This window comes from Pseudomonas sp. B3G-3 (assembly GCF_028640915.1).
Classification (GTDB): domain Bacteria; phylum Pseudomonadota; class Gammaproteobacteria; order Pseudomonadales; family Pseudomonadaceae; genus Aquipseudomonas; species Aquipseudomonas chlororaphis_I.
This window is the reverse complement of sequence record NZ_JAQZAB010000085.1, coordinates 15,363-36,897: the sequence shown is the minus strand read 5'-3', so window position 1 is coordinate 36,897 and position 21,535 is coordinate 15,363. Positions and strand designations below refer to the sequence as shown.

Here is a 21,535-nt window from a genome sequence, read left to right as displayed (position 1 = left end):
TAAGGCATTCAACCATCTACCGCCGCATCTGCTGGCCAACCCAGCTCATGAGGTGGTAGCAGGTCACGCCCTGTTAAGGGCTCCTGGCGGTGTAATGTTCGAACAGGATGCGGAGTGCCTGAGCATGCTCTAGGGCGACTCCACAGAAAGCCATTGAAGTCTCAAAGCGCTCGCCGGGATGTGTGGGGATGTCTTCGAGCAGTAGCAGGATCTCGTTCTGTAGATCTGCCGAGCGGGTGAGCATTTCCTCAAGTGTCATATCGTCAGACTTCCCTTCAGTACATCGATGACCCCGATTCGTCCGTTCGATGCCCCGTGCTTCGCCGGTAATCAGCGCGATTTGTCGTACAAGTGGCTTCATCAGGTATCTGCGATACTCTCTAGGTGTGGCTGAGGGGAGAGTAGGGGAGCAACGAGCTCTTTGTATCGACTTCCCCCAACAATCCAGACTCCCGGAGCTCTTTGACGTGAATCGCCCCGGGTTACGCAGGCACGGTCAACAGGACTGGGGTCAAGGCGCGTCTAGCTGCTGCTCGCTGCTCCATATCCCAGGCACTCCAGAAAGCGAGTAACAAGTGCAGCCTTGCACGGGAGTTTAGGTGCTTGGCGGCAGCATCAATTTAACGGGGTAATGGTGTCCGATTTGCTAGGGGCCAGTCCAGCATGCTCAAACGGCCACTAATGTGTTACCACGCTCTCTGTCTGGGGCACTTTTGCTCTCCTTCAACTCGGCGATAGCACGGTGCTGTCGAACTCATCCACAGTACGTTATTCCATTTAACATGGGCTTTGCTCCAACTATTGCCGTGACCTATGCGAACTAGCCAAGGACGCGGCAATGGTGAATAGTCGAACAATACAGCGACACCTACCGAACAGGGGACTCTTGACCGCAATCAATAGTCCTCGAGGTTGTTGAAGACTGTCTCCAGCAGGCGGTTCAGGCGTTGGATCTGTGCATCGGTCAACCCGGAGAAGCTGCGCTTGAAAAGATCCCGGGTGCCATCCTGAATTCGCTCTATGGCCGTACGTCCAGCTTGCGTGATACGAACCTGGGTGACACGGCCATCTTCGACGCAGGGAGCGGTGTCTACAAGACCGTCGTCCTTCATGCGGTAAACGATTTTGGTTATGGTCGACAGCTTGGCAATGGCGTGAGTGGATATCTCCGAAATGCTCGACTCCCCATTTTCCTTGAGAATGAACAAGACCCGCCAGCGCGGAATGTCGAGGTCGATTTTCTTCAGGGCCTTTTCCATACATTGGCTGTACCGACCGTGAACCATCGCCAGCCAATAGAAGGGAAATTCCTCTTTGCTGAATTCCTCGCTGGCGGGGTCGTAGCGGCTGCGAAGTTTTTTCGGGTTGCTCATCATGCGCTCTGATTGTGAAACGATGCGCAATCATAGACTTTTCCCGTAATTCCGGCATCCACCTTGGCCCTCACACCTGAGGGCAGAGCATTCAGCCATCTCTGCTCCGTCAGAAAGGAGCAGAGATGGAGCGAGCAAGCGAATTTATGTTCGCAGGGCTTCTGGCGCGGAACTCAGCATTCGCAGCCGATCCTGTTGATACAGAGTCGCAAGCGTCAAGCCTTACCAGATCAGGCCGCGTTCAGCACTCATTTTGCGGACCATTGCCTTGAAGAACTTGTCGGCAAAACCACTCTCACGGATGAGCATGGCGGTGAGGTCGGCACATTTGACACTGATGTCCTCCGGCAGTGGATTGTCTTCGCCCCCCAAGGCTCCTGCCGCACACTGGTTTTCCGCGGCCCGTTGCACGGTCCAGAGTAGAAACAGTGCTTTCTCGATGCTGCTCTCGCCCACGGCTATGCCATGATTGCGCAGTACCAAAATGTGCTTGTCACCTAGGCTCTGGATCATACGTTGCTTTTCATCATCGAATAGGGTGATGCCTTCGAAAGTGTGATATCCGACGCGCCCATGCAACTGCGCGCCATAGAAGTCGTGATGACCGAAACCAGCCTTCTTCTGCACGATCGCCGAGATGGGCGTGGTGTGGGTGTGGATCAAGCACTGGATGTCATCGCGAGCGCCGTGCACCGCGCTGTGCAGTGCGAAGCCGGCGGGGTTGCCATCATATTCAGAAGGCTCTAGCTTCTTGCCGTGCAGGTCGACCTTGAGCAGGTTCTGCGGTGTGACTTCGGTGTAGTTCAGGCCGAATGGGTTCACTAGATAATGGTGGGCGGGGCCAGGCAGGCGTGCGGAGATGTGATTGAAGATTGCTTCTGTCCAGCCGAACCAATCCACAAGGTGATAGCACTGGGCGAGCCTGACCCGCAGGCTCCATTCTTCGTCGCTGCAATGGCTTGGCTGAGTGAATTCGGTGTTGTTCATGCGGGCCTCGATCAAGAAAGGGGAGACTGGGCGCGAAACCGCGCGAGATTGATGATGTCTTGGGTGACGGGCATGCTCAGGCCCTGCAGCGTGGCCAGCTCGATCACGGCGTCGCCAATGGCGAGCAGTTCCAGCGGGCGGCCCTGGCCGTAGTCTTGAAGCATGGACGTGCGTACGGCACCCTTGCCGGCACCCATTTCCATGAGCGATTGCGGGTCATAGTCGACTCTGGCTCCATAGGCGGCTGCGGTAAGCAGAGCTTCGTCGAGAATCTTGCGCACGGTCTGCCGCAGGTCCGGGTGACTGTAGATCTGCTCCAGAGTCGCGCCGGTGACTACCGAGAGTGGGTTCGAAGTCAGATTGGCGATGATCTTGGTCCATAACGAATCACGAATACGGTCAGTGGAGCGCGTGTTGATACCGGCTTGTTCGAGCAGCGCGCGGACCTTTTCCAGGCGCTCGCTCAAGCTGTTGTCGGGTTCGCCGATGATCATCAGATGCGGGTTGCCGCAACGGACTACCCCGGGTAATTCGCTCTCGGCGGTAATGAACACCACACAACCCAGGATGCGTCGTAGGTCCAGAGCGTCATGCAGCACACCATCTGGATCTACCGCATTGACTCGTCGTCCGGCGAAGCGTCCGGTCTCGCCATGGAAATACCACCAGGGCACCCCATTGACGACAGGTACCACCACTGTTTCGGGTCCTAACAGCGGCCCAAGGATCGGTAGCAGACTGTTCAGAGATTGAGCCTTGGTACACAGAAAGATCACGTCCTGCTCGCCCAACTGGCTACAGTCGCTGTCAGCCTGTACCTGGACATGATGTTCGCCATCCAGATCATGCAGGAGGATACCGCCGTCGCGGATGGCCTCCAGGGTCTTGCCGCGGGCCAGGACACTGACTGTCTGGCCGCCGGCAGCGATGCGGGCGGCCAAGGTACAACCGATGGCGCCGGCCCCGACGATGCACACTCTAAGAACTGCGGTTATATGCATTGAGGTCCCCTTAGCTGGCTAGCATTTCCTGGTGTTTACTGGCCGCTCCCAGATAGGCCTCGACCACCCGTGGGTCGTCGGCCAACTCGGCTGCCGGACCTTGCATGGCTATCTGTCCGGTCTCAAGTACATAGGCGTAGTCAGCTACCCGCAGAGCCGCTCGGGCGTTCTGTTCGACCAGCAGGATTGATACGCCCTGACGACGCAAGTCGGTAATGATGCGGAAGATCTCTCGGGTGATCAGTGGTGCGAGACCCAGGCTTGGCTCGTCGAGCATCAGCAGTTTTGGTTTGGCCATCAGCGCGCGGCCGACGGCAAGCATCTGCCGTTCGCCTCCCGACAGCGTTGCGGCTGCCTGCTTGCGACGCTCCAGCAATCGGGGGAATAGGCTGTAGATTTCCATCAGGCTTGAGTCCTGATAACGGTCACCTTTGCGATAGCGCATGAAACCGCCCAGCTTGAGGTTGTCTTCAACACTCATGGTGGAGAACAGTTCGCGTTTTTCCGGGACCAATCCCAGGCCGCGCCCAACCAGAATCTCGACTTCCGGCACGCTTTCCAGGGTGCCGTCGAAACACACCAGGCCCTTGGAACCAAGTACCCCCATGATCGCTGAGAGCAGGGTGGTCTTGCCGGCCCCGTTGGGGCCAATCACCGTGACGATCTGGCCCTCGCCGACCGTCAGGTTCGCCTGGGTCAGCGCCTCGACCTTGCCATAGGCCACGCAGAGATCCTTGACCTCCAGTAGCGGTTTGTTCACTGAGTTGCTGTGCATAAGGTTCACTCCGCTCCGCCGAGGTAGGCTTGCAGTACCGCCGGATTGCTCTGGATGGCTTCAGGCAGGCCTTCGGCAATCTTTTGGCCAAACTCCATGACCGTAATGCGATCGACCAGCCCCATGACGAAGTCCATGTCGTGCTCGACCAACAGGATCGCCATGCCTTCGTTACGCAGCTTGCGCAGCAGCTCCGCGAGAGCTTGTTTTTCCTTCAGGCGAAGGCCAGCAGCAGGTTCGTCGAGCAGTAACAGTACGGGGTCGGCGCACAAGGCGCGGGCGATCTCGAGGATGCGTTGCTGCCCCAGGGCCAGACTGCCTGCTTCTTCGTACAGGTAGTCTCCCAGACCGACACGCTCCAGTTGTCGGTGGGCTTCGGCCAGAAGACGAGACTCTTCAGTGCGCTCGGTATGCAGGGAGCTGGCCAGGATACCGCTGTGACCACGCAGGTGTGCGCCGATGGCGACGTTCTCCAGTGCGCTCATGCCGGGCAGCAGCTTGACATGCTGGAAGGTCCGGCTCATGCCCATACGGGCAACCTGTCGGGAGGGCACACCATTGATGCGTTCGCCCATGAACACCACATCGCCAGAGGTGGGTATGTCGACCCCGGATAGCTGGTTGAACAGTGTGCTCTTGCCGGCGCCGTTGGGGCCAATCAGAGCCAGGATCTCTCCCGCTCGCAATGTCAGGTTCATGTTCTGGTTAGCCACCAGGCCGCCAAATGAGCGGGTCACTTGTCGGGCTTCGAGGATCAGGTCGCCTTTTTTGGGGGGCGTTCGCCGGGACAGGGGCGGAACCTCGACTTCGGCTTTGAGCAACGCCCGTGAGGGCTTGCTGGACAGCGGCAGTCGCTTGGTTAACAGTGGCCACAGCCCACCTGGTACTCGTTGCATCAACAGTACAATCAACAAGCCGAAGACGATGGTTTCATAGTTGCCTTCACTACCGACCAGCGCTGGTAACCAGTCCTGTAGCCATTGTTTGAGCAGGGTCAGAACACCAGCGCCGAGCAGGGCGCCCCAGACGCTGCCGACCCCGCCGATCAGAGCCATGAACAGGTAGTCGATACCCATGTTCAAGCCAAACGGTGTCGGATTGACGAAGCGCTGAGTATGGGCGTAGAGCCAACCAGAAATGGCGGCGAATACCGCGGAGATCAGGAAGATCACCAGCTTGGCGCGAAAGGTGTCGACGCCCATCGACTCGGCCATCACCTGACCTCCCTTGAGCGCACGAATGGCCCGGCCTTCACGGGAGTTCAGCAGGTTGTGAGTGATCAGCATCGCCACCAGCAAGATGGCCCAGATCAGATAGAAAACCTTCTCGCCCTTGTCCAGGCTCAGGCCCAGCAAGGTGATCGGTGGCAGGTCGGTGATGCCGCTTTGGCCCCCTAACCCCTCAAGGTTACCGAACAGATAGTACAGGGAAATACCCCAGGCGATAGTGCCTAGTGGCAGGTAGTGACCGGACAGTTTGAGAGTCAGTGCACCGAGTATTAACGCCACCAGTCCGGTGAAAACAATACCGATTACCAATGTTAGCCATGGTGAGGTACCAGCCCATGCCAGCCACGCCGGCAGTTGTGCGCTTGTGGTCAGGTAGGCGCTGGTGTAGGCACCGAGTCCAACGAAGGCGGCCTGGCCGAAGCTGGTCATGCCACCCACCCCGGTTAGCAGAACCAAGCCGAGTACTACCAGTGCATACAGTCCGATGTAGTTGAGCAAAGTAACCTGAAAGGTCGGCAGAATTAGCGGTGCCAACATCAATGCACCTATAAACAGCATAATCAGGTAGCGCGACTTCATGTCTCTCCCTCCACATGGTGGCTTTTGAGTGAGCGCCAAAGCAGGAAGGGGATGATCAGCGTGAAGACGATGACCTCCTTATAGTTGCTGGCCCAAAACATTGAAAATGCCTCGACCAGCCCGACGACCAGCGCGCCGAGAGCCGCCAGCGGATAACTGACCAGCCCGCCAATGATGGCGCCGACGAAGCCCTTGAGGCTGATGAGGAATCCCGAATCGAAGTACAGCGTGGTGATCGGGGCGATGAGAATCCCTGAGAGGCAGCCGATAAAGGTCGCCAGCGCGAACGTTGTCTTGCCGGCCATGTCCGGCGAGATCCCCATCAGGCGAGCGCCGGTGCGGTTGACCGCAGTGGCTTGCAAGGCTTTGCCATACAGGCTGCGACCGAAGAACAGGAACAGGGCGAAGATCAGCGTCACCGACATGATCAGCACCCACAAGGTCTGGCTGTTCAGGGTCACTGGACCGATTTCGAAGCCTGCCTGGGAAAACGGCGTGGTGCGTGCGCCTTCCGGGCCGAACACCAGCAACCCGACCCCGACCATCGCCACATGCACGGCAATCGAGACGATCAGCAGCACCAGTGCGGAGGCTCCGGCGATCGGCTGGAAGAACAATCGATACAGGCGCGGCCCCAATGGAACCACCAGGCACAAGGTCAACAGCGCCTGGAACGCTACGGGCAAAGTGGCCAGGGGCAGGTTGCGCATGGCAATGATCAGCGCGATGGCGTAGGTACATTTCACGATCATCTGTCGATCGATGCGCAAGCCTTTTCCCGCACGCCAGCGGGCAACCAGGTCCAGGGCGCATTCGATCAGAGTGAGGACCAGCAGTAACCAGGCCAGAGGCGTCGGATGACCGGCCTGAATGGCAGCCATGGTCAGAGCGCCATAGGTGACGAACTCACCCTGGGGGATCAAAAGGATTCTGGTGACGGTAAACACCAGAAGGATCGACAGCGCCAACAGGGCATAGATGGCACCGTTGGTGACGCCGTCCTGGCCCAGCAGCATGGCTATCTGGAAATTCATGAGCACTCTCTTCTGTAGGCTGAGCGGGTGTGTTGACGCGACAAGTGCTACGGATGAGCAGCACCTGCCCTGTCAGCCGTCTCTGGTTACTTGAGCAAGGTCCAGTGACCGTCCTTGACTGTGATCAGCTCGCGGCCGCGCTCATCGAAGCCGCTGTGATCCTCGGGTGTCATGTTGTAAACGCCTTGGGTACCCGACATCTCGTGAGTGTTTTCCAGCGCCAGGCGCAGGGCGGCGCGAAACTCGGGTGTACCGGGTTGGGCTTTCTGTTCTGCAACGGGAATGGCTTTTTCCAGCAGCAGGCCGGCGTCATAGACGTTGGCACCGAAAGTCGCCGGCGCAGAGCCATAGGCCTTGGTGTAGGCGTCGATGTATCGCCGGGCAACGGGTTTGGAGGGGTGGTTGTCAGGCATTTCCGGGAGCACCAGCATCAGGCTCGCGGCGAGAATGGTGCCTTCGACTTTCTTGCCGCCCAATTGCAGGAAGGCATCCAACGCCGCTCCGTGAGTCTGATACATCTGTCCTTTGTAACCCTGGTCGAACAGCGTGGTTTGTGGCATCACCGATGAGCTGCCGGGGGCGGCGACGAGCACTGCATCGGGTTTGGCCATCAGCAGTTTCAGGCTTTGCCCCGTCACGGACGTGTCCTGGCGCTGGAAACGCTCACTGGCAACAATCTTGATGCCATGCTTCTCGCATTGCACCGCCACCACCTTTGCCCAGTTTTCCCCATAGGGGTCTGCGGTTCCGATGAAGCCCAGGGTCTTGATCCCGCGCTTGACCATGTTCTCCACCAGTGCCTGGGCGATCAGGTCGTCGTTCTGGGTGGTCTTGAATACCCATTTTTTCTGTTCGGTCATGGGCAGCACTACGGCGGCGGTGCCCACCGGGGCGAGCATGGGTGTGCCCGATTCGGTGGCGAACTGGATGACTCCCATGGCGTTGGGCGAACCGCTCGGACCGATGATCGCGTCCACGTGCTCTTCGTCTATCAGCTTTTTGAAGGCCTTGACCGATGCGGTCGGGTCGCTTCCATCGTCCAGCGAAATGTAGCGCACGGTCTGATTGCCGATCTTCGTCGGCATCAGGGACACGCTGTTTTTCTGTGGGATGCCGACCAGCGCGATAGGGCCGGTCGCGGAGGTGATCACGCCAATCTTGACTTCGGCGAAGGCCGCTTGGGGCACAACGCAGGTGGCGCAAAGAGCACCGAACATCACAGCGGGCAGAGCTTTCTTGAAGAGCATGTCGATCGATCTCCGGGGCAAGGCTGATTCGGTAAGCCGGCCGCTCTCTGGCGGGCTGGCAAAGGGCGGATTTGCAGATTGCATGCCAGAGAATTTGCCTGCACCAGCTCGGAGCTCGCTGGAAAAAGGCCTTTGACCGGTTATTTCACAGCGTTGTAACCGGCCGTTTTGAAAGGCGATGCCGCCAGCAAATTCAACGTTTTACATTGAAAAAATGCATGTATTTTTTTGATAAAAAATCGTTTAAAAAATCACAAAAAAAAGCGTCAAAAAATATTTTTATCAACCTTGATAACTCGGCGTTTAAATCGCGATCTGACGGCTTAATTGGATCCATTTTTATTTCGGAAAAACTAAATAATCCTTATAAAACAATTAGTTATCAACTGTATTTGCCTCGGTCTAGACTTTTTTGAAGTGCTAGATTTCGGTGCATTTGCTGGAAATTTGCACCAATTTCGACATCAAAAAATATCGCCTAATTCAATTGACAATTCACGTAATAATTCGTCATCTTGGATTTACCCAATGGCGCCACCCGGCGTCTTCCAGGCTCTCGTTACAGGTGAATCCGATATGACGATCGTGGTCGAGCAAGTTTCCCTTGATGGCAATGGCCCCACAGTGATGGTGAAGGACACCATCGACGTAGCGGGTGTGCCGACCCGTGCTTCCAGTCGCGCCCTTCAAGATGCCGAACCTGCTCTGCACCACGCCGCGGTGGTTGAAACATTGCTCGTTAACGGCTGCCGCCTCATTGGCAAGACCAGCCTCCATGAGCTGGCCTACGGCACCACGGGCATCAATCACTGGACCGGCACCGCAGCCAACCCACGCTTTCCCGGGCGTATTCCCGGTGGGTCTTCCAGCGGTTCGGCCGCGGCGGTCGCGGCAGGTTTGGCTGATTTCTCCCTGGGCACCGACACTGGTGGTTCGGTGCGTATTCCTGCGTGCTGCTGCGGTGTGTTCGGCTTCAAGCCGACGTTTGGCAGAGTCAGCCGCAAAGGCGTAATGCCCGAGAAATCGAGCCTCGACTGTGTCGGGCCGTTCGCCAACAGCCTGCCGATGCTGGTGACCGCAATGCGGGCCATCGATCCGACTTTCTCCCGCTTGCCGACCCTCGTCGATGCCCGTATCGGTGTGGTACCGGTGCAGGCCAATGAGGCTGTACAGCGAGCGGTCACCGATGCGCTGACTAACAGTGGGTTGTCTCTGTATGAAGCGCCGTTGACAAACATGGTCAGCGCTTATGACGCCGGTATGGTGGTGATCAACCGCGAAACATTCGTCGCGTGTGGGCACTTGCTGGACACAGGGCGGGTCGGTGCCGACATTGCCGACCGGTTGGCTGCGGCCGGTGAAACCACTGATCAGGCACTGGCCGAAGCGGAGCAGGTGAGGGCGCGTTTTACCGCCGAAGTCGATGAAGCGCTGAAGCATTTCGACGTGCTGGCGCTGCCTACCATGCCGGACTTCCCCTTGGCCATCGCCGACGCTTCCAATACCCGCGCCGTGCTGGGCATGACCGCCCTGGTGCGTCCTTTCAACCTCTCCGGACACCCCGCGCTGACCATTCCTCTGGGCAGTGCACAAGGGTTGCCGGCCGGCTTGCAATTGGTGGCCGCCAAAGGCGCCGATGAGCATTTGCTCGCCGTCGCCGGGTTGTTGTTGCAACGCCTGTATTCGAATCGCACTTGATCATGGAGCCAGTCATGAATCCGCTTAAGGCGACGGCCCTGGACGCTATCGCACCCCAAACCAACGATGAACGTTTCGAGGCGATGCTCAACGACGTGCGCACACGCGCCCGTCAAGGCGAGTTTGATCGCCAACGGCACATTTCCCAGGATGTGATCGACGCGTTCAAGTCCCACGGCATCTATCGCTCCCTGGTCCCGAAACGGTTCGGCGGCGATGAAGCTTCACCGGGTGATTTCTGTCGCTTGATTGAGCGCATTTCCCAGGCCGATGGCTCCGCCGGTTGGGTCGCCAGCTTTGGTATGAGCCCGGTTTATCTCGCGGCACTGCCGTTGTCGACCATCGCCCAGGTGTATGCCGATGGCCCGGATGTGGTGTTCGCTGGCGGGATCTTTCCGCCACAGCCAGCCGAACGGGTAGAGGGTGGCTTCAAGGTCAACGGTCGCTGGAAGTATTCCAGTGGTTCCATGGGCGCCACGTTGCTGGGGGTCGGTATCGCGCCGAAGAACGGCGACAAGCTCGATCTGCCGCGTCTGGCCGTGATGCCGCGCAGCGAGGCACGTATCGAAGAAACCTGGGACACCGTTGGCCTGTTGGGCACCGGCAGTCATGACCTGGTGGTCGAGGATGTGGTCGTGCCCGAGGACTGGACCTTTGTACGTGGCGGCGCTCCGACCCTGGATGAAGCGTTCTTCCGCTATCCATCGCTCTCGTTCGCTACGCAGGTTTTGTCAGTGGTCGGCCTCGGTGTGGCACGCGCCGCACTGGATGAGTTGAGCGGCATGGCCAGCGGACGAATTTCCGTGACCGGCGCTCCAGCATTGGCCGACAGGCCTCTGGCCCAAGTCGAGATCGCCAAGGCCGAGGCCGCCTTGCGCGCTGCCCGCGCTTTTTTCTACGAATCCATCGAGCAGGCCTGGGGTCATGTGCTGGCAGGCGACGCCGTGCCGGCACAGGTCACCAATCTGCTGCGGCTGTCATCGACCCACGCTACACGGGTCGCCGCCGACGTGGCGCGCACCGCGCAAATGTTGTCGGGCATGAGCGGCGTCTACAACGACAGCCCTCTGTCTCGATGCGTCAACGACGCCCAAGTGGTGACTCAGCATGCCTTCATGGGTGACGTCACTTACCAGAGCGCGGGCGCCATGTTCTTTGGCAAGCCGCCATTGCCTGGTTACCTGTAACCCTTCGAGGAGCGAAACATGAGCGAGAAAAAAACACTGCGCGTGCTGTTCTGCATGGGCATCAACCAGAACTTTTTCGACGCGCCGCGCGACGAACAACTGCAGGTCTGGGCTGCATTCAGCGAGATGTGGAACGGCATTCATGACCTGTCGGGCGTCAAGGTGTTCGGCAACATGGATGACGACCAGAGCATGGTCGGCCCTTCCACTGGCTTTCCCTGGACCACCTACTTGTTGGCGGATGTCCCCGACATCGAAACCGTGCACGCGGCCTGCAACCTGTTCCGCAGTACGCCGGTGGGCGACGGTACTTACAAGCTGTGGAAGTACGCCAAGGTCGAGGCCCGTACCGGTCGCGAACTGATCATTCAGCGTTGAGGTCTGCCAGCATGCCCAGCCCCGTCTCATTAACCGAATTACATCAGCGACTACATCGCTTCGAAATCGAACACGCCGTGCGTGCCTGCATGAGTCGCTACATGGCGCTGTGTGATGTTCTCGATGTCAACACGCCGCTGGAGGAACTGGCCGGCCTGTTCACTCGCGAAGCGGTATGGGAGGGCAAGGGGGCCAAATACGCTGACAGTTTCGGTGGCTACCGAGGCCGCGAAGCGATCGGCGCCATGTTTGCCACGTACATGAAACCGCCCGCGCATTTCGTTCTCAATGTGCACTTTCTCACTAGCGAGTTGATCGAGGTGGATGGGCAGGGTGCGTCGGGAAGCTGGGTGATGCTGCAGACCTCGACCTTCGCCAGTGGCGCTTCGCACCTCAACGCCGCGCGCCTGACAGTGCGTTTCGCTGAGGAAGAGGGGCAGTGGCGCATGGCACATTTCCAGACCGAAAACCTGTTCGGTCGCCCCGTGCAGGCATGGAACAGCGACGCCCGTTTGCCGGTACCCAACACACCCGAGCAATGACTGTTGAAGTCGGCCAAGAAGTCGACGAGGAGACACCGTGAGCAATCTGATTGAAACCGTGAACCTGGACGTCAGTCCCGAAGAACTGGTCCAGGCCGACCGCGTCCATACCTCGCTGTACACCGACGCCAAGCTGTTCGATGTAGAGCTGGAAAAGATTTTCTACAGCACCTGGGTCTGGGTGGCGCACACCAGTGAGATTCCGGACGCCGGTAGTTACAAAAGTACCTACATCGGCAAGCAGCCGGTGATCGTGGTGCGTGATCGCAAGAAACAGGTGCATGTGTTGCTCAACCGTTGCCGCCATCGTGGCGCTACTGTTTGTGAGCACAAGAAAGGCAAGACCAACAGTTTCGTTTGCCCGTATCACGGCTGGAGTTACGCACTCGATGGTTCGTTGCGCGGCGTACCGCACCCAGAGAGCTACGGCGATTGCCTGGACAAGGCCGAGTTCCCGCTGGTGAGCCTGCGTGTCGAGGAATACGCCGGCATGCTGTTCGCCACCTTCAAGGACGATATCGAGCCGTTGGTGGACTTTCTCGGCCCGGCAAAAAAGTGGATGGACCTGTTCATGAAGCAGGGCGCCGGTTACCCGATCAAGGTGCCTGGTGAGCATCGTTTCCGCTTCCCGGGCAACTGGAAAATCCAGTTGGAAAACACCACCGATGCCTACCACTTCCCGCTGGTGCACAAGTCCTTCCTGTCGTCCGTGGATGAAGAAACCCTGGCCTTGTTCGACTTCGTTGAAGGACCCGGTTATGTCGAAGACCTGGGCAACGGTCATAGCGTGATGGTGATGATCCCTGACCTGGTGGACCTGGAGGCCGACCTGGACAAACCGATTCCTGAACGCTTCGAGAACCTGGCCGTCGAGTTGCGCGCCGAAGGTGTCGATGAGCAACAGGTGCGGCGCATCGTCCGGGCCGTGGGTGGCTCGGGCTTCAATCTCAATCTGTTCCCCAACGTCGCGTGCTCGATGGCGTTCTTCCGTGTGTTGCAGCCAATCTCGGTGACCGAAACCGAAATCCATCACTCGGTGATCACCATGGACGGCGGCCCGGCGGTGGCGAACCGTTATCGCCTGCGCCTGCACGAGCATTTCCAGGGGCCGATGGGTTTTGGCACGCCGGACGATTCCGAGGCCTGGGAGCGGGTGCAGAAGGGCGCGAGCGCCGGTGAGAACCTGTGGATCATGCTCAACCGTGGGCTGCCTGGAGAGACGCCTACCGAAGACGGACTGCTCAGCGACGTGAGCGCCGAGACCGGCATGCGCGCGGCGTACCAGCAGTGGAAAAAAATGATGTCGGCCCCGAATAAAGCCTGAGGCGTGGAGAAGACCGTATGAACCTGCAATCGCTGCAAGAAGTGACCGCCTTCATCTGGCAGGAAGGCGACATGCTTGACCATTCCGAATATGACGCCTGGCTGGCTCTGTGGGCCGAAAAAGGGACGTACATCATCCCGATTGACCCGAAGGAGCAGGACTTCGAGAACTCACTCAATTACGCCTACGACGACCACCACATGCGCGAGTTACGAGTTCAGCGCCTGACCGGCGGCGAGTCGATTTCCACCAGCCCGCTGCCGCGCACGGTGCGGACGTTGTCGCGCTTTCGGGTGTTGTTCGACGACGGGGCTCACATCACGGTGCGTTGTGCGCAGAACCTGCGGGAGTTCCGAAAGGACGCACTCAAGCACTACAGCGCAGACCTCGTTTATGAACTTGAGCGCTGCGACGAGAGTTTCAAGATCCAGCGCAAGCTGATCCGGCTGATCAACTCCGACGATACCTTGGCTGGTATCGGCTACATCCTGTGAGAGGACGTCTCATGAACCATATCGCACTGGTCACCGGTGCCGCCCAAGGGTTGGGTTACACCTTGTGCGCCCGACTGCTGGAAGCGGGCTACAAGGTGGTGGTCACCGACCGCTCTCTGGAAGCGGCCACCGCGGCAGCCGGGCAATTGGACGACACGGGCGAGAGCACTGTCGCCATCAAGCTCGATGTCACATGCAAAGCCGACTTTGCAGCGGCCCTCGCGCAGGTGCTCGAACAGTGGGGGGCGCTGCACGTGTTGGTCAACAATGCGGCGATCACCATGACGACACCAGTGATGCAGATCAGCCCCGAGGAGTTCGATGCTGTCGTTGGCTTGAACTTGCGCAGCGTGTTTGTCGGCTGCCAGGTAATCGGTGCGTACATGGCCGAAGCCGGTTATGGCCGGATCATCAATATGGCCTCGCTGGCTGGACAGAACGGCGGTACCGCGACTGGTGCACATTACGCCGCTTCCAAAGGCGGGATCATCACCCTGACAAAGATCTTTGCCAAAGAATTCGCGGGCCAGGGCGTGACAGTCAATGCCATCGCTCCAGGGCCGATCGATTCGCCGGCCGTTCGGGCGGCGGTACCCGTTGAGCGTATGGAAAGCCTCATCGGCAACATTCCCGTCCGGCGCTTGGGCGATGCTGGATTCCTCGGCGATCTGGTCGTCCAGTTGGCGCGTCCCGAAGCCTATTTCACCACCGGTGCCACATGGGATGTGAACGGTGGTTTGTTCATGCGTTAAACACATGCCTTTCCCTTGGGTGAGGGCAGACGTCGGGGCCCTACTCGATCTACCACGGTACACCGGTCATGAATGAAGAATTGTTGAAAGTCATCGTAAGCAAGCGCGAAATTCAGGGCGACGGCGTTGTCGTGCTCGACCTGATTAGTCCCGACGGCGGCCTGCTACCCGGGTTCGAGGCCGGCGCGCATGTCGATATCCATGTCGCCCCAGGCCTGGTGCGTCAATATTCCTTGTGCGGCGATCCAGCCAATGCCGGGGTATATCGCCTGGGTGTGCTCAAGGACCCGGCATCTCGCGGTGGTTCAATCGGGGTGCATGAGGAGCTCCTAGAAGGCACTGAAGTCACCATCAGCACGCCGCGCAATCATTTTCCGCTGGCCACCCAGGTCACTCGGTCGATCCTGATCGGTGGCGGCATCGGCATTACCCCGATGATTGCTATGGCGTATGCGTTGCAGGCCGACGGGCAGGACTTCGAACTGCACTATTGCGCCCGTTCGCGCAACAGTACGGCCTTCCTCGACGAATTGCAGAACGCCGATTTCGCGGCGCGGGTAAGCGTCCATTTCGACGATGAGAACGCTGCACAAAAACTCGACCTGATTAGCGTACTCGGCTCGCCTGAAGCCGGGGTACATGTTTATACCTGCGGCCCCTCCGGGTTCATGGATTGGGTCATCGCCACGGCTTTGGAAGTCGGTTACGCCGACACACGTATACATCGCGAGTATTTCCAGGTTGAGGTTGATATCAGTGGTGAAAGCTTCGAAGTCGTGGCTGCTCGCAGCGGCAAGACTGTTGAGGTCGCCGCCGGCCAGACAATCCTCGAGGCACTGGCGAGTGTGGGCATCAAGATCGAGATTTCTTGCGAGCAAGGTGTGTGCGGTACTTGCGTATGCGACGTACTCGAGGGCGAACCGGATCATCGTGATGTCTACCTGACGGACGACGAGAAGGCTGACAACGACCAGATCCTGGTCTGCTGTTCGCGCGCCAAATCGAAAAAACTGGTTCTGGACATCTAGGAGTAACGGCAATGGTCGACATCAATGGATTTCGTAACGCCATGGCCCTGCTCGGCGGGGCCGTATCAGTCATCACCACCGATGGTCCTGCCGGTCGCTTCGGCTTCACGGCCTCGGCTGTCTGCAGCGTTACCGACTCACCCCCCACACTCTTGGTTTGCATGAATCGCGCCTCGCACTCCAACGCGCATTTCAAGACCAACGGGGCTGTGTGTGTCAACGTCCTGGCTGCCAGCCATCAGGCCTTGTCCGGCGCGTTCGCCAACAAGAACCTGAGCATGGATGAGCGTTTTGCCACAACCGCCTGGTCGATTCTGCAAAGTGGCGCGCCCGCGATGGATGAGGGCCTGGTGAATTTCGATTGCCGGATCGCTCAGGTGCATGAAGTCGGTTCCCATAGCATCTTCTACTGCGAAATCCTGGCGATCAGGCAGGGCGATACACAGGACGGCCTGGTGTATTTCAACCGTGCCTACCACCGCCTTGGCGAGACCTCGAAAAACCTGCGCTAAGTCTTGTTCCACATACCTAGAACCTGGCCTCAAAGTCAGGCGAGCGGGCACGTCGTGTCCGTATTTCGCGGATAGCCGTGCCTCAGAATGCACACCGCGAATTGACTGCCGAGTTACTAACTTTGTTGATCTGCTCATACCAAATCCCCCCGGCCTGGCCGGGATGAATGGGGGCGTCACATGTTGTACTCGTCTTTTGCGCGCAGCTTCAAATATTTGGGCCTGATGGGAGCCGTGGCTTCCCCCGTGGCAGCGTACGCCGACCTGGTCGATGACAGTCATCTGAAGGTCGACATGCGTAACTTCTACCTCGACCGCAACTTCACCAAGAGCGGGGCGAAGGTACCGCAAGTGGGTAACTGGTCCCAGGGTTTCGACCTGCAGTTCACATCGGGCTACACCGATACGCCGGTGGCGTTCGGTCTGGATGTGGATGCGCAGTACGCCCTGCGGCTGGATTCCACCGGCAATGACGGTACGTTGCCCTACAACGCCGCCAAAGGAATGACGAGCAAGGATTACAGCCGGGCCGGAGCGACCTTCAAAATGAAGTACTCCAAGACCGAGCTGAAAATCGGTGACATGCGCCCGGAATTGCCTGTCGCCTGGCATGACCCCAGTCGCCAGTTGGACACCATTTTTCAAGGTGCTGTCGTCGAGTCGAAGGAAATCGACAACCTGACGCTGACGGGTGGCCGCTTCTGGTCTGCCGTCACCCGGGAATCGTCCGATCACGAGAAGTTCTACAAGTTCGGCTCCAAGGACAGCCTGGACAGCGACAAGGGAATGGATTTCGGCGGGGCCGTATGGAACGCTACACCGCGACTTCAGGCCAGTTACTTCTACGGTGTTGTGCACGATATCTATCGTCAACAGTACTACGGCCTTGCACACACCACCGACTTGGGCAACGGCTACGGCTTGCGCGCCGATGTACGCTGGTTCGACAACAAGGAAGATGGCGAGGCACTGAGCGGCGATATCGATAACCGCGCGCTGTCCACCGGACTGACCCTGACCAAGGGACCGCACCGTACCAGCCTGGTCTATCAACGCATGTTCGGCCAGAGCATGTTCCCGACGCTTAACGGCTACATCCCGCAGTTCTACCTGCTGAACTGGGCCAATCAGCCATTCATGCGTCCTCAGGAGCGCTCATGGGGCGTGGGTTATGCCTATGACTTCGCGGCCATGGGGATCCCCGGTCTGACCTTCAGTACCCGTTATATCAAGGGGACCGATATCAAGCGCGGTGACACTCTGGCCGACGAAACCGAGAACGAGCGCGACCTGGCACTGCGTTATGTAGTGCAGAGCGGGGCACTCAAAGGTCTGGGCCTCGAATGGAAGAACTACATGGTCAAGCAGCGTTATGGCAATGACTTCGACGAGAACCGTCTGATCACCAGCTACACCTGGAAAGTCTGGTAACACCCATCGGACAAGGCCCATGTCCATGCGGCCTTGTCTGTCCATTACTGGAGAAAATCGTCGCACAGAGTGTTCTTTGCGGTGTCGGAGTGTTCTATGTCGCGTATGACTCAAGCGTCACCTCCAATGGGCCGAATTGTCTTTGCCCCGGTGCTCGGCAACGCCCTGGAGTGGTATGACTTTTTTCTCTACGGTACGGCCGCGGCGCTGGTATTCGGCCCGTTGTTCTTTCCGCCCGATACGGGTCCTGTGATCGCGACTATGGGTGCATTCGCAGGGTTCGCCGTTGGCTTTGTCGCCCGCCCGCTAGGTGGCATTGTCTTCGGTCACATTGGTGACCACCGCGGGCGCAAGCAGGCCTTAGTGATCACTTTGGCACTGATGGGGGTTATCGGCCTGCTGCCAACGTTCGAGCAGGCGGGTTATCTGGCGCCCCTGTGCCTGGTAATCCTGCGCCTGGTGCAAGGTGTCGCTTCGGGGGGCGAATGGGGCGGCGGGGTGCTGATGCTCAGTGAAAATGCACCGCCCAAGCGTGCCGGTTTCTACGCAGCGTGGAGTCAACTGGGGGTGTCCGGAGGTTTTGTCCTGTCGGCGGCGGTGTTCTATCTGGTCCAACAGCTGCCTGGCGACGACTTCATGAGATGGGGATGGCGCCTGCCGTTCCTGGCCAGCGTCGCGATCTTCGGTGTGGGTCTGTATATCCGGCGAAAGCTGCCGGAAAGCCGCGATTTCACCCAGGCCAATGTAGCTAGGGATACAGCTCGTCATTTGCCCGCGCTTCAGGTGCTGCGCGAGCCCCCAGGGAGGTATTGCAGGCCATGGGGTTGCGTCTGGCAGAAAACGGCGGGGCTTACATCTTTTTATCGTTCTCCATGGCCTATGCCAAGCTCTCAGGGTTGTCAACCCAACTGGTGCTGCTTGGCGTGATGCTGGCCATGGTGCTTGAAGCGTTCAGCATTTTGTTCTGGGGCTGGTTATCAGATCGGATCGGTCGTCGTTCCGTTTATGCGTTCGGTTCCATTTCCCTCATGTTACTGGCGTTTCCCTTCTTCTGGATGCTCGATACCCATGATCCGACGCTGGTGTACTTGGCGTTGATCCTGGGTTTGCCGGTGAGCCATGGCGCAATGATCGGGACTCAGCCAGCCATGATGGGGGAGCTGTTCCCCACTCATGTTTGCTATACGGGCTTGGCCATGGGGCATGAAATCGCGTCAATCTTCGCCGGTGGCTTCGCGCCACTTATTGCCACCGCACTATTTGCCAGTTACCACGGCGCGTGGCCTGTTTCCCTCATGTTGGTGCTGTTCGGCGCGCTGACCACGCTGATGTTGCTGACTGTTTGTGGACCTTCGCACGCCCAAGGTTCGGTTGGTGCTGTGGCAGAGAGCGACTGAGCCATTTATTTCCACTGCTGCCCTTTCCCGGTTGCTCGCCGGGTTTTTTCTTCGAGGAATCTGTATGCGTAGCTTCTACCGTGGTCGGGACCTGGGTCGCGTTCACAGCATCGCCGAACTGGCGGAACTGGCTCGCCATCGGTTACCGCATTTCGCCTGGGAATACTTGTCTGGTGGGGCCGAGGACGAATTGACCCTGGCGCGCAACCGCGTGGCATTTGGCGAAGTACAGCTGCATTCGCGCTCGCTGGTTCCGTGTCATCCTCCGGTGATCCTGCGACACTTGCTAGGTCGTGAACTGGCTGCACCGATGCTGATCGGCCCTACCGGCTACAACGGCATGCTGCACCGTAATGCCGACCTCCACCTAGCTAGAGCCGCGACTGCGCGCGGGGTGCCATTCTGCTTGAGTACCGTGTCCAATGTTTCTATGGAACTGATCAAAGCCCATGTGCCGGACGTTGATCTCTGGTTCCAGCTGTATGCCATGCGCGACCCTGAAATACAGGCCAGTTTGCTGTCTCGGGCACAAGAGGCTGGTGTCGACACGTTGCTGTTGACCAGTGACGCGATGGTGCTGGGAAACCGTGAGTGGGATCGCCGCAACTTCATCCGTCCGCGAGAACTGAGTCTTGGCAATAAGCTCGATGTACTGCGTCATCCTCGCTGGTTGCACCAGGTCATGTGGCCAAATGGCATGCCATCTATGGGTAATCTTGAGCCGTACCTGCCGCCCGCCGAACGCAATGCCCTGGGCTCGATGAAGTTCATTGGCGAACAGATGGACACACTCCTGGACTGGGGCATGCTTGCCCGCCTGCGTGATCAGTGGTCCGGGAACCTATTGCTCAAGGGGGTGCTGCATCCCTCTGACGCAGAGCGGGCGTTAGCTCTGGGGCTCGACGGCGTGGTGGTGAGCAACCATGGCGGACGTCAGCTTGAGGGGGCGCTCGGGAGTCTGGATGCACTGAGGCTGATCGCTCCTATGGTTAAAGGCAAGATGGCGCTATTACTCGACAGTGGTATCCGTCGTGGCAGTGATATCGCCAAAGCCTTGGCGCTTGGGGCTGATGCAGTGCTGCTGGGGCGCGCCACTCTCTATGGCGTCACCGTGGCCGCGGAGGAGGGCGCCGGTCGCGCGTTGGACCTGCTCCACGAAGAGTTCATCCGGACACTCAACCTGATGGGCTGCGCCGATATCGCGGACCTAAGCCCCGACTGGCTGGTAGACATCCACGCTCAATCGATCTGCCGGGGATAATGTCATGGACCTGTACGAACTGATCACCTTCACGCTGCGTGTACGTACGTCGGCGCAGGCGTTGCCTCGTCTGCAACAAGCCCTTGAGGAGGCGCCGGAGGGTGTTCGCCTGATGGGCTGTTGGCTGTCCGAAATTGGCCAGCAGAACCGTATTGCAGTCCTTCGTGGATTTGCCGATACCCAAATCCGCCAGCAGGAACGTGAGCGCTGTCTGCTCTCCAGCGACGCGTTCGGTATCGGCGAGTTTGTGTTGAGTCAACAGATTGAGGACTATCGGCTTTTCCCGTTCCTTGAACCTTTACCGCCAGGGGCCCATGGGCCGTTCTACGAGCTGCGTGAATACGACCTGGTACCTTCGGGACTGGCTCCGACGCTTGCTGGCTGGTGCAAAGCGGTGGGCCCTCGCACCGGTGACACCTATTCATCTGTGTATGCGGCGTTCTACGCCACCAGTGGGAAGCTGCCGCGCTATCTGCATGTCTGGCCGTACTCGAGCCTCGAACAACGCTTGCAGGTGCGCACCCGGGCTGTGAACGATGGTGTGTGGCCGCCCGAAAACTCCGCTCCGCAATTGCAGGAAATGCAATCGACGGTGTATTTGCCAGCGGCCTTTTCGCCATTGCAATGATCATCGGTCAAGGGAGGACTAATTGCTCGCCGCGTCGCTATCGGCTGCGTATGCGAAAGGTGATGGTCACCCATGAGCGATATCAAAGGACCAGCATGGGTTCATGTAGTTCAGCATCCCAGAGCAGGGCGTGAATGACGGATTCGATACCTTGCGCTCGCCAGGTTTTTCGATGTGGTGACGGCTATCCTGGTCAACAACGCCGGTATCAGTGTCCTGGGTGCTCCTGAAGACATCGCTTTTGAAGACTTCGGCGCATCCTTGCGGTGAATGTCACCGGTGTTTTTGTGGCCACCCAGGAGGCGCTCAAGCACATGGGGCAGGGTGGGCGAATCATTCATATCGGCAGCTCGATAGTGCAGTACGCCGCTTTCGCCACAGCCTCCGCCTATACCCTAACCAAGGGGGTCGTGGCGGGCTTCAGCCGAGGCCTGGTGCGAGACCTGGGACCACGCGGTATTACCGTGAATACCGTTCACCCCGGGCCGACCGATAGCGACATGAACCCCGCCGATGGTCCGGTGGCCGACTTCGTCCGTCCCAATATCGCCGTGGGGCGTTACGGGGAAGGTCAGGACATCGCCAGCGCAGCGGCCTATCTGGCCAGCACCGAGGCCAGTTTCGTCACGGGTGCCGAGTTGATGATCGATGGCGGCTTCACTGCCTGAGGAGTCCGTC

General features: G+C 58.7%; 21 protein-coding genes and 1 pseudogene. 15 read left to right on the top strand and 7 right to left on the bottom strand.

Features of this window, described 5'->3' with window-relative positions; translation table 11 throughout:
* Positions 1-896: 896 nt before the first annotated feature.
* From PVZ80_RS09730 to PVZ80_RS09700, 7 genes are all read right to left on the bottom strand, one after another.
* Entirely contained in the window at positions 897-1,373 is a 477-nt protein-coding gene (locus tag PVZ80_RS09730; protein ID WP_023965213.1) for a MarR family winged helix-turn-helix transcriptional regulator, read from the bottom strand.
* Positions 1,374-1,595: 222 nt separating this feature from the next.
* Positions 1,596-2,360 (bottom strand): class II aldolase/adducin family protein, encoded by a 765-nt coding sequence (locus tag PVZ80_RS09725; RefSeq protein ID WP_110176523.1) that lies wholly within the window; start codon positions 2,358-2,360, stop codon positions 1,596-1,598.
* A gap of 11 nt (positions 2,361-2,371) precedes the next feature.
* On the bottom strand, positions 2,372-3,361 hold the full coding sequence (locus PVZ80_RS09720; RefSeq protein ID WP_273863769.1) for a ketopantoate reductase family protein: 990 nt from the start codon (positions 3,359-3,361) through the stop codon (positions 2,372-2,374).
* A 10-nt stretch (positions 3,362-3,371) separates the two neighbouring features.
* Positions 3,372-4,136 (bottom strand): ABC transporter ATP-binding protein, encoded by a 765-nt coding sequence (locus PVZ80_RS09715; RefSeq protein ID WP_273863768.1) that lies wholly within the window; start codon positions 4,134-4,136, stop codon positions 3,372-3,374.
* Between the two features lie 5 nt (positions 4,137-4,141).
* Positions 4,142-5,944, bottom strand: a complete 1,803-nt coding sequence (locus tag PVZ80_RS09710; protein ID WP_081361007.1) for a branched-chain amino acid ABC transporter ATP-binding protein/permease — start codon at positions 5,942-5,944, stop codon at positions 4,142-4,144.
* Complete coding sequence (locus PVZ80_RS09705; protein WP_273863767.1) at positions 5,941-6,978, bottom strand: branched-chain amino acid ABC transporter permease; 1,038 nt, start codon at positions 6,976-6,978, stop codon at positions 5,941-5,943. Before PVZ80_RS09705 ends, PVZ80_RS09710 begins: the two co-directional genes overlap by 4 nt.
* Positions 6,979-7,064: 86 nt before the next feature.
* A complete protein-coding gene (locus PVZ80_RS09700; RefSeq protein ID WP_273863766.1) occupies positions 7,065-8,225 on the bottom strand; it encodes an ABC transporter substrate-binding protein in 1,161 nt (386 codons plus the stop codon).
* Positions 8,226-8,801: 576 nt separating this feature from the next.
* Here PVZ80_RS09700 and PVZ80_RS09695 point away from each other — a divergent pair.
* The 15 genes and pseudogenes from PVZ80_RS09695 to PVZ80_RS09625 form a co-directional block, all read left to right on the top strand.
* Complete coding sequence (locus tag PVZ80_RS09695) at positions 8,802-9,923, top strand: amidase (protein ID WP_273863765.1); 1,122 nt, start codon at positions 8,802-8,804, stop codon at positions 9,921-9,923.
* A gap of 14 nt (positions 9,924-9,937) precedes the next feature.
* Positions 9,938-11,110 (top strand): indole-3-acetate monooxygenase, encoded by a 1,173-nt coding sequence (iacA, locus tag PVZ80_RS09690; RefSeq protein ID WP_257373722.1) that lies wholly within the window; start codon positions 9,938-9,940, stop codon positions 11,108-11,110.
* A gap of 18 nt (positions 11,111-11,128) precedes the next feature.
* Complete coding sequence (locus PVZ80_RS09685; RefSeq protein ID WP_081361015.1) at positions 11,129-11,488, top strand: IacB protein; 360 nt, start codon at positions 11,129-11,131, stop codon at positions 11,486-11,488.
* An 11-nt stretch (positions 11,489-11,499) separates the two neighbouring features.
* Entirely contained in the window at positions 11,500-12,030 is a 531-nt protein-coding gene (locus tag PVZ80_RS09680) for a nuclear transport factor 2 family protein (protein ID WP_257373723.1), read from the top strand.
* A 37-nt stretch (positions 12,031-12,067) separates the two neighbouring features.
* Positions 12,068-13,354, top strand: coding sequence for an aromatic ring-hydroxylating oxygenase subunit alpha (locus PVZ80_RS09675; RefSeq protein ID WP_081361018.1), 1,287 nt, complete (start codon positions 12,068-12,070; stop codon positions 13,352-13,354).
* A gap of 17 nt (positions 13,355-13,371) precedes the next feature.
* Complete coding sequence (locus PVZ80_RS09670) at positions 13,372-13,848, top strand: aromatic-ring-hydroxylating dioxygenase subunit beta (protein ID WP_081361019.1); 477 nt, start codon at positions 13,372-13,374, stop codon at positions 13,846-13,848.
* Positions 13,849-13,859: 11 nt separating this feature from the next.
* A complete protein-coding gene (locus tag PVZ80_RS09665; RefSeq protein ID WP_081361021.1) occupies positions 13,860-14,600 on the top strand; it encodes an SDR family NAD(P)-dependent oxidoreductase in 741 nt (246 codons plus the stop codon).
* 68 nt (positions 14,601-14,668) lie between these two features.
* Positions 14,669-15,628: a PDR/VanB family oxidoreductase gene (locus PVZ80_RS09660; RefSeq protein WP_273863764.1), complete on the top strand. Its 960-nt coding sequence runs from the start codon at positions 14,669-14,671 to the stop codon at positions 15,626-15,628.
* An 11-nt stretch (positions 15,629-15,639) separates the two neighbouring features.
* Complete coding sequence (locus tag PVZ80_RS09655) at positions 15,640-16,140, top strand: flavin reductase (RefSeq protein WP_081361024.1); 501 nt, start codon at positions 15,640-15,642, stop codon at positions 16,138-16,140.
* A 180-nt stretch (positions 16,141-16,320) separates the two neighbouring features.
* Complete coding sequence (locus tag PVZ80_RS09650) at positions 16,321-17,571, top strand: OprD family outer membrane porin (protein ID WP_081361025.1); 1,251 nt, start codon at positions 16,321-16,323, stop codon at positions 17,569-17,571.
* A 96-nt stretch (positions 17,572-17,667) separates the two neighbouring features.
* Entirely contained in the window at positions 17,668-18,498 is an 831-nt protein-coding gene (locus PVZ80_RS09645) for an MFS transporter (protein ID WP_273863763.1), read from the top strand.
* Positions 18,444-18,968 carry an MFS transporter gene (locus PVZ80_RS09640; protein WP_273863762.1) on the top strand — a complete coding sequence of 175 codons (525 nt, stop codon included), beginning with the start codon at positions 18,444-18,446 and terminating at the stop codon, positions 18,966-18,968. Before PVZ80_RS09645 ends, PVZ80_RS09640 begins: the two co-directional genes overlap by 55 nt.
* A 64-nt stretch (positions 18,969-19,032) precedes the next feature.
* Complete coding sequence (locus tag PVZ80_RS09635) at positions 19,033-20,229, top strand: alpha-hydroxy acid oxidase (protein ID WP_216310435.1); 1,197 nt, start codon at positions 19,033-19,035, stop codon at positions 20,227-20,229.
* A gap of 4 nt (positions 20,230-20,233) precedes the next feature.
* Positions 20,234-20,857 carry an NIPSNAP family protein gene (locus tag PVZ80_RS09630; RefSeq protein ID WP_151264335.1) on the top strand — a complete coding sequence of 208 codons (624 nt, stop codon included), beginning with the start codon at positions 20,234-20,236 and terminating at the stop codon, positions 20,855-20,857.
* Between the two features lie 186 nt (positions 20,858-21,043).
* Positions 21,044-21,525, top strand: a pseudogene (locus tag PVZ80_RS09625) (SDR family oxidoreductase); the annotation flags it as partial.
* Positions 21,526-21,535 lie beyond the last annotated feature (10 nt).

Coding starts and splice junctions, on each gene's coding strand:
- PVZ80_RS09730 (WP_023965213.1), bottom strand. CDS start 1,373: ATGAGCAACCCGAAAAAACTTCGCAGCCGCTACGACCCCGCCAGCGAG.
- PVZ80_RS09725 (WP_110176523.1), bottom strand. CDS start 2,360: ATGAACAACACCGAATTCACTCAGCCAAGCCATTGCAGCGACGAAGAA.
- PVZ80_RS09720 (WP_273863769.1), bottom strand. CDS start 3,361: ATGCATATAACCGCAGTTCTTAGAGTGTGCATCGTCGGGGCCGGCGCC.
- PVZ80_RS09715 (WP_273863768.1), bottom strand. CDS start 4,136: ATGCACAGCAACTCAGTGAACAAACCGCTACTGGAGGTCAAGGATCTC.
- PVZ80_RS09710 (WP_081361007.1), bottom strand. CDS start 5,944: ATGAAGTCGCGCTACCTGATTATGCTGTTTATAGGTGCATTGATGTTG.
- PVZ80_RS09705 (WP_273863767.1), bottom strand. CDS start 6,978: ATGAATTTCCAGATAGCCATGCTGCTGGGCCAGGACGGCGTCACCAAC.
- PVZ80_RS09700 (WP_273863766.1), bottom strand. CDS start 8,225: ATGCTCTTCAAGAAAGCTCTGCCCGCTGTGATGTTCGGTGCTCTTTGC.
- PVZ80_RS09695 (WP_273863765.1), top strand. CDS start 8,802: ATGACGATCGTGGTCGAGCAAGTTTCCCTTGATGGCAATGGCCCCACA.
- iacA (WP_257373722.1), top strand. CDS start 9,938: ATGAATCCGCTTAAGGCGACGGCCCTGGACGCTATCGCACCCCAAACC.
- PVZ80_RS09685 (WP_081361015.1), top strand. CDS start 11,129: ATGAGCGAGAAAAAAACACTGCGCGTGCTGTTCTGCATGGGCATCAAC.
- PVZ80_RS09680 (WP_257373723.1), top strand. CDS start 11,500: ATGCCCAGCCCCGTCTCATTAACCGAATTACATCAGCGACTACATCGC.
- PVZ80_RS09670 (WP_081361019.1), top strand. CDS start 13,372: ATGAACCTGCAATCGCTGCAAGAAGTGACCGCCTTCATCTGGCAGGAA.
- PVZ80_RS09665 (WP_081361021.1), top strand. CDS start 13,860: ATGAACCATATCGCACTGGTCACCGGTGCCGCCCAAGGGTTGGGTTAC.
- PVZ80_RS09660 (WP_273863764.1), top strand. CDS start 14,669: ATGAATGAAGAATTGTTGAAAGTCATCGTAAGCAAGCGCGAAATTCAG.
- PVZ80_RS09655 (WP_081361024.1), top strand. CDS start 15,640: ATGGTCGACATCAATGGATTTCGTAACGCCATGGCCCTGCTCGGCGGG.
- PVZ80_RS09650 (WP_081361025.1), top strand. CDS start 16,321: ATGTTGTACTCGTCTTTTGCGCGCAGCTTCAAATATTTGGGCCTGATG.
- PVZ80_RS09645 (WP_273863763.1), top strand. CDS start 17,668: ATGTCGCGTATGACTCAAGCGTCACCTCCAATGGGCCGAATTGTCTTT.
- PVZ80_RS09640 (WP_273863762.1), top strand. CDS start 18,444: ATGGCCTATGCCAAGCTCTCAGGGTTGTCAACCCAACTGGTGCTGCTT.
- PVZ80_RS09635 (WP_216310435.1), top strand. CDS start 19,033: ATGCGTAGCTTCTACCGTGGTCGGGACCTGGGTCGCGTTCACAGCATC.
- PVZ80_RS09630 (WP_151264335.1), top strand. CDS start 20,234: ATGGACCTGTACGAACTGATCACCTTCACGCTGCGTGTACGTACGTCG.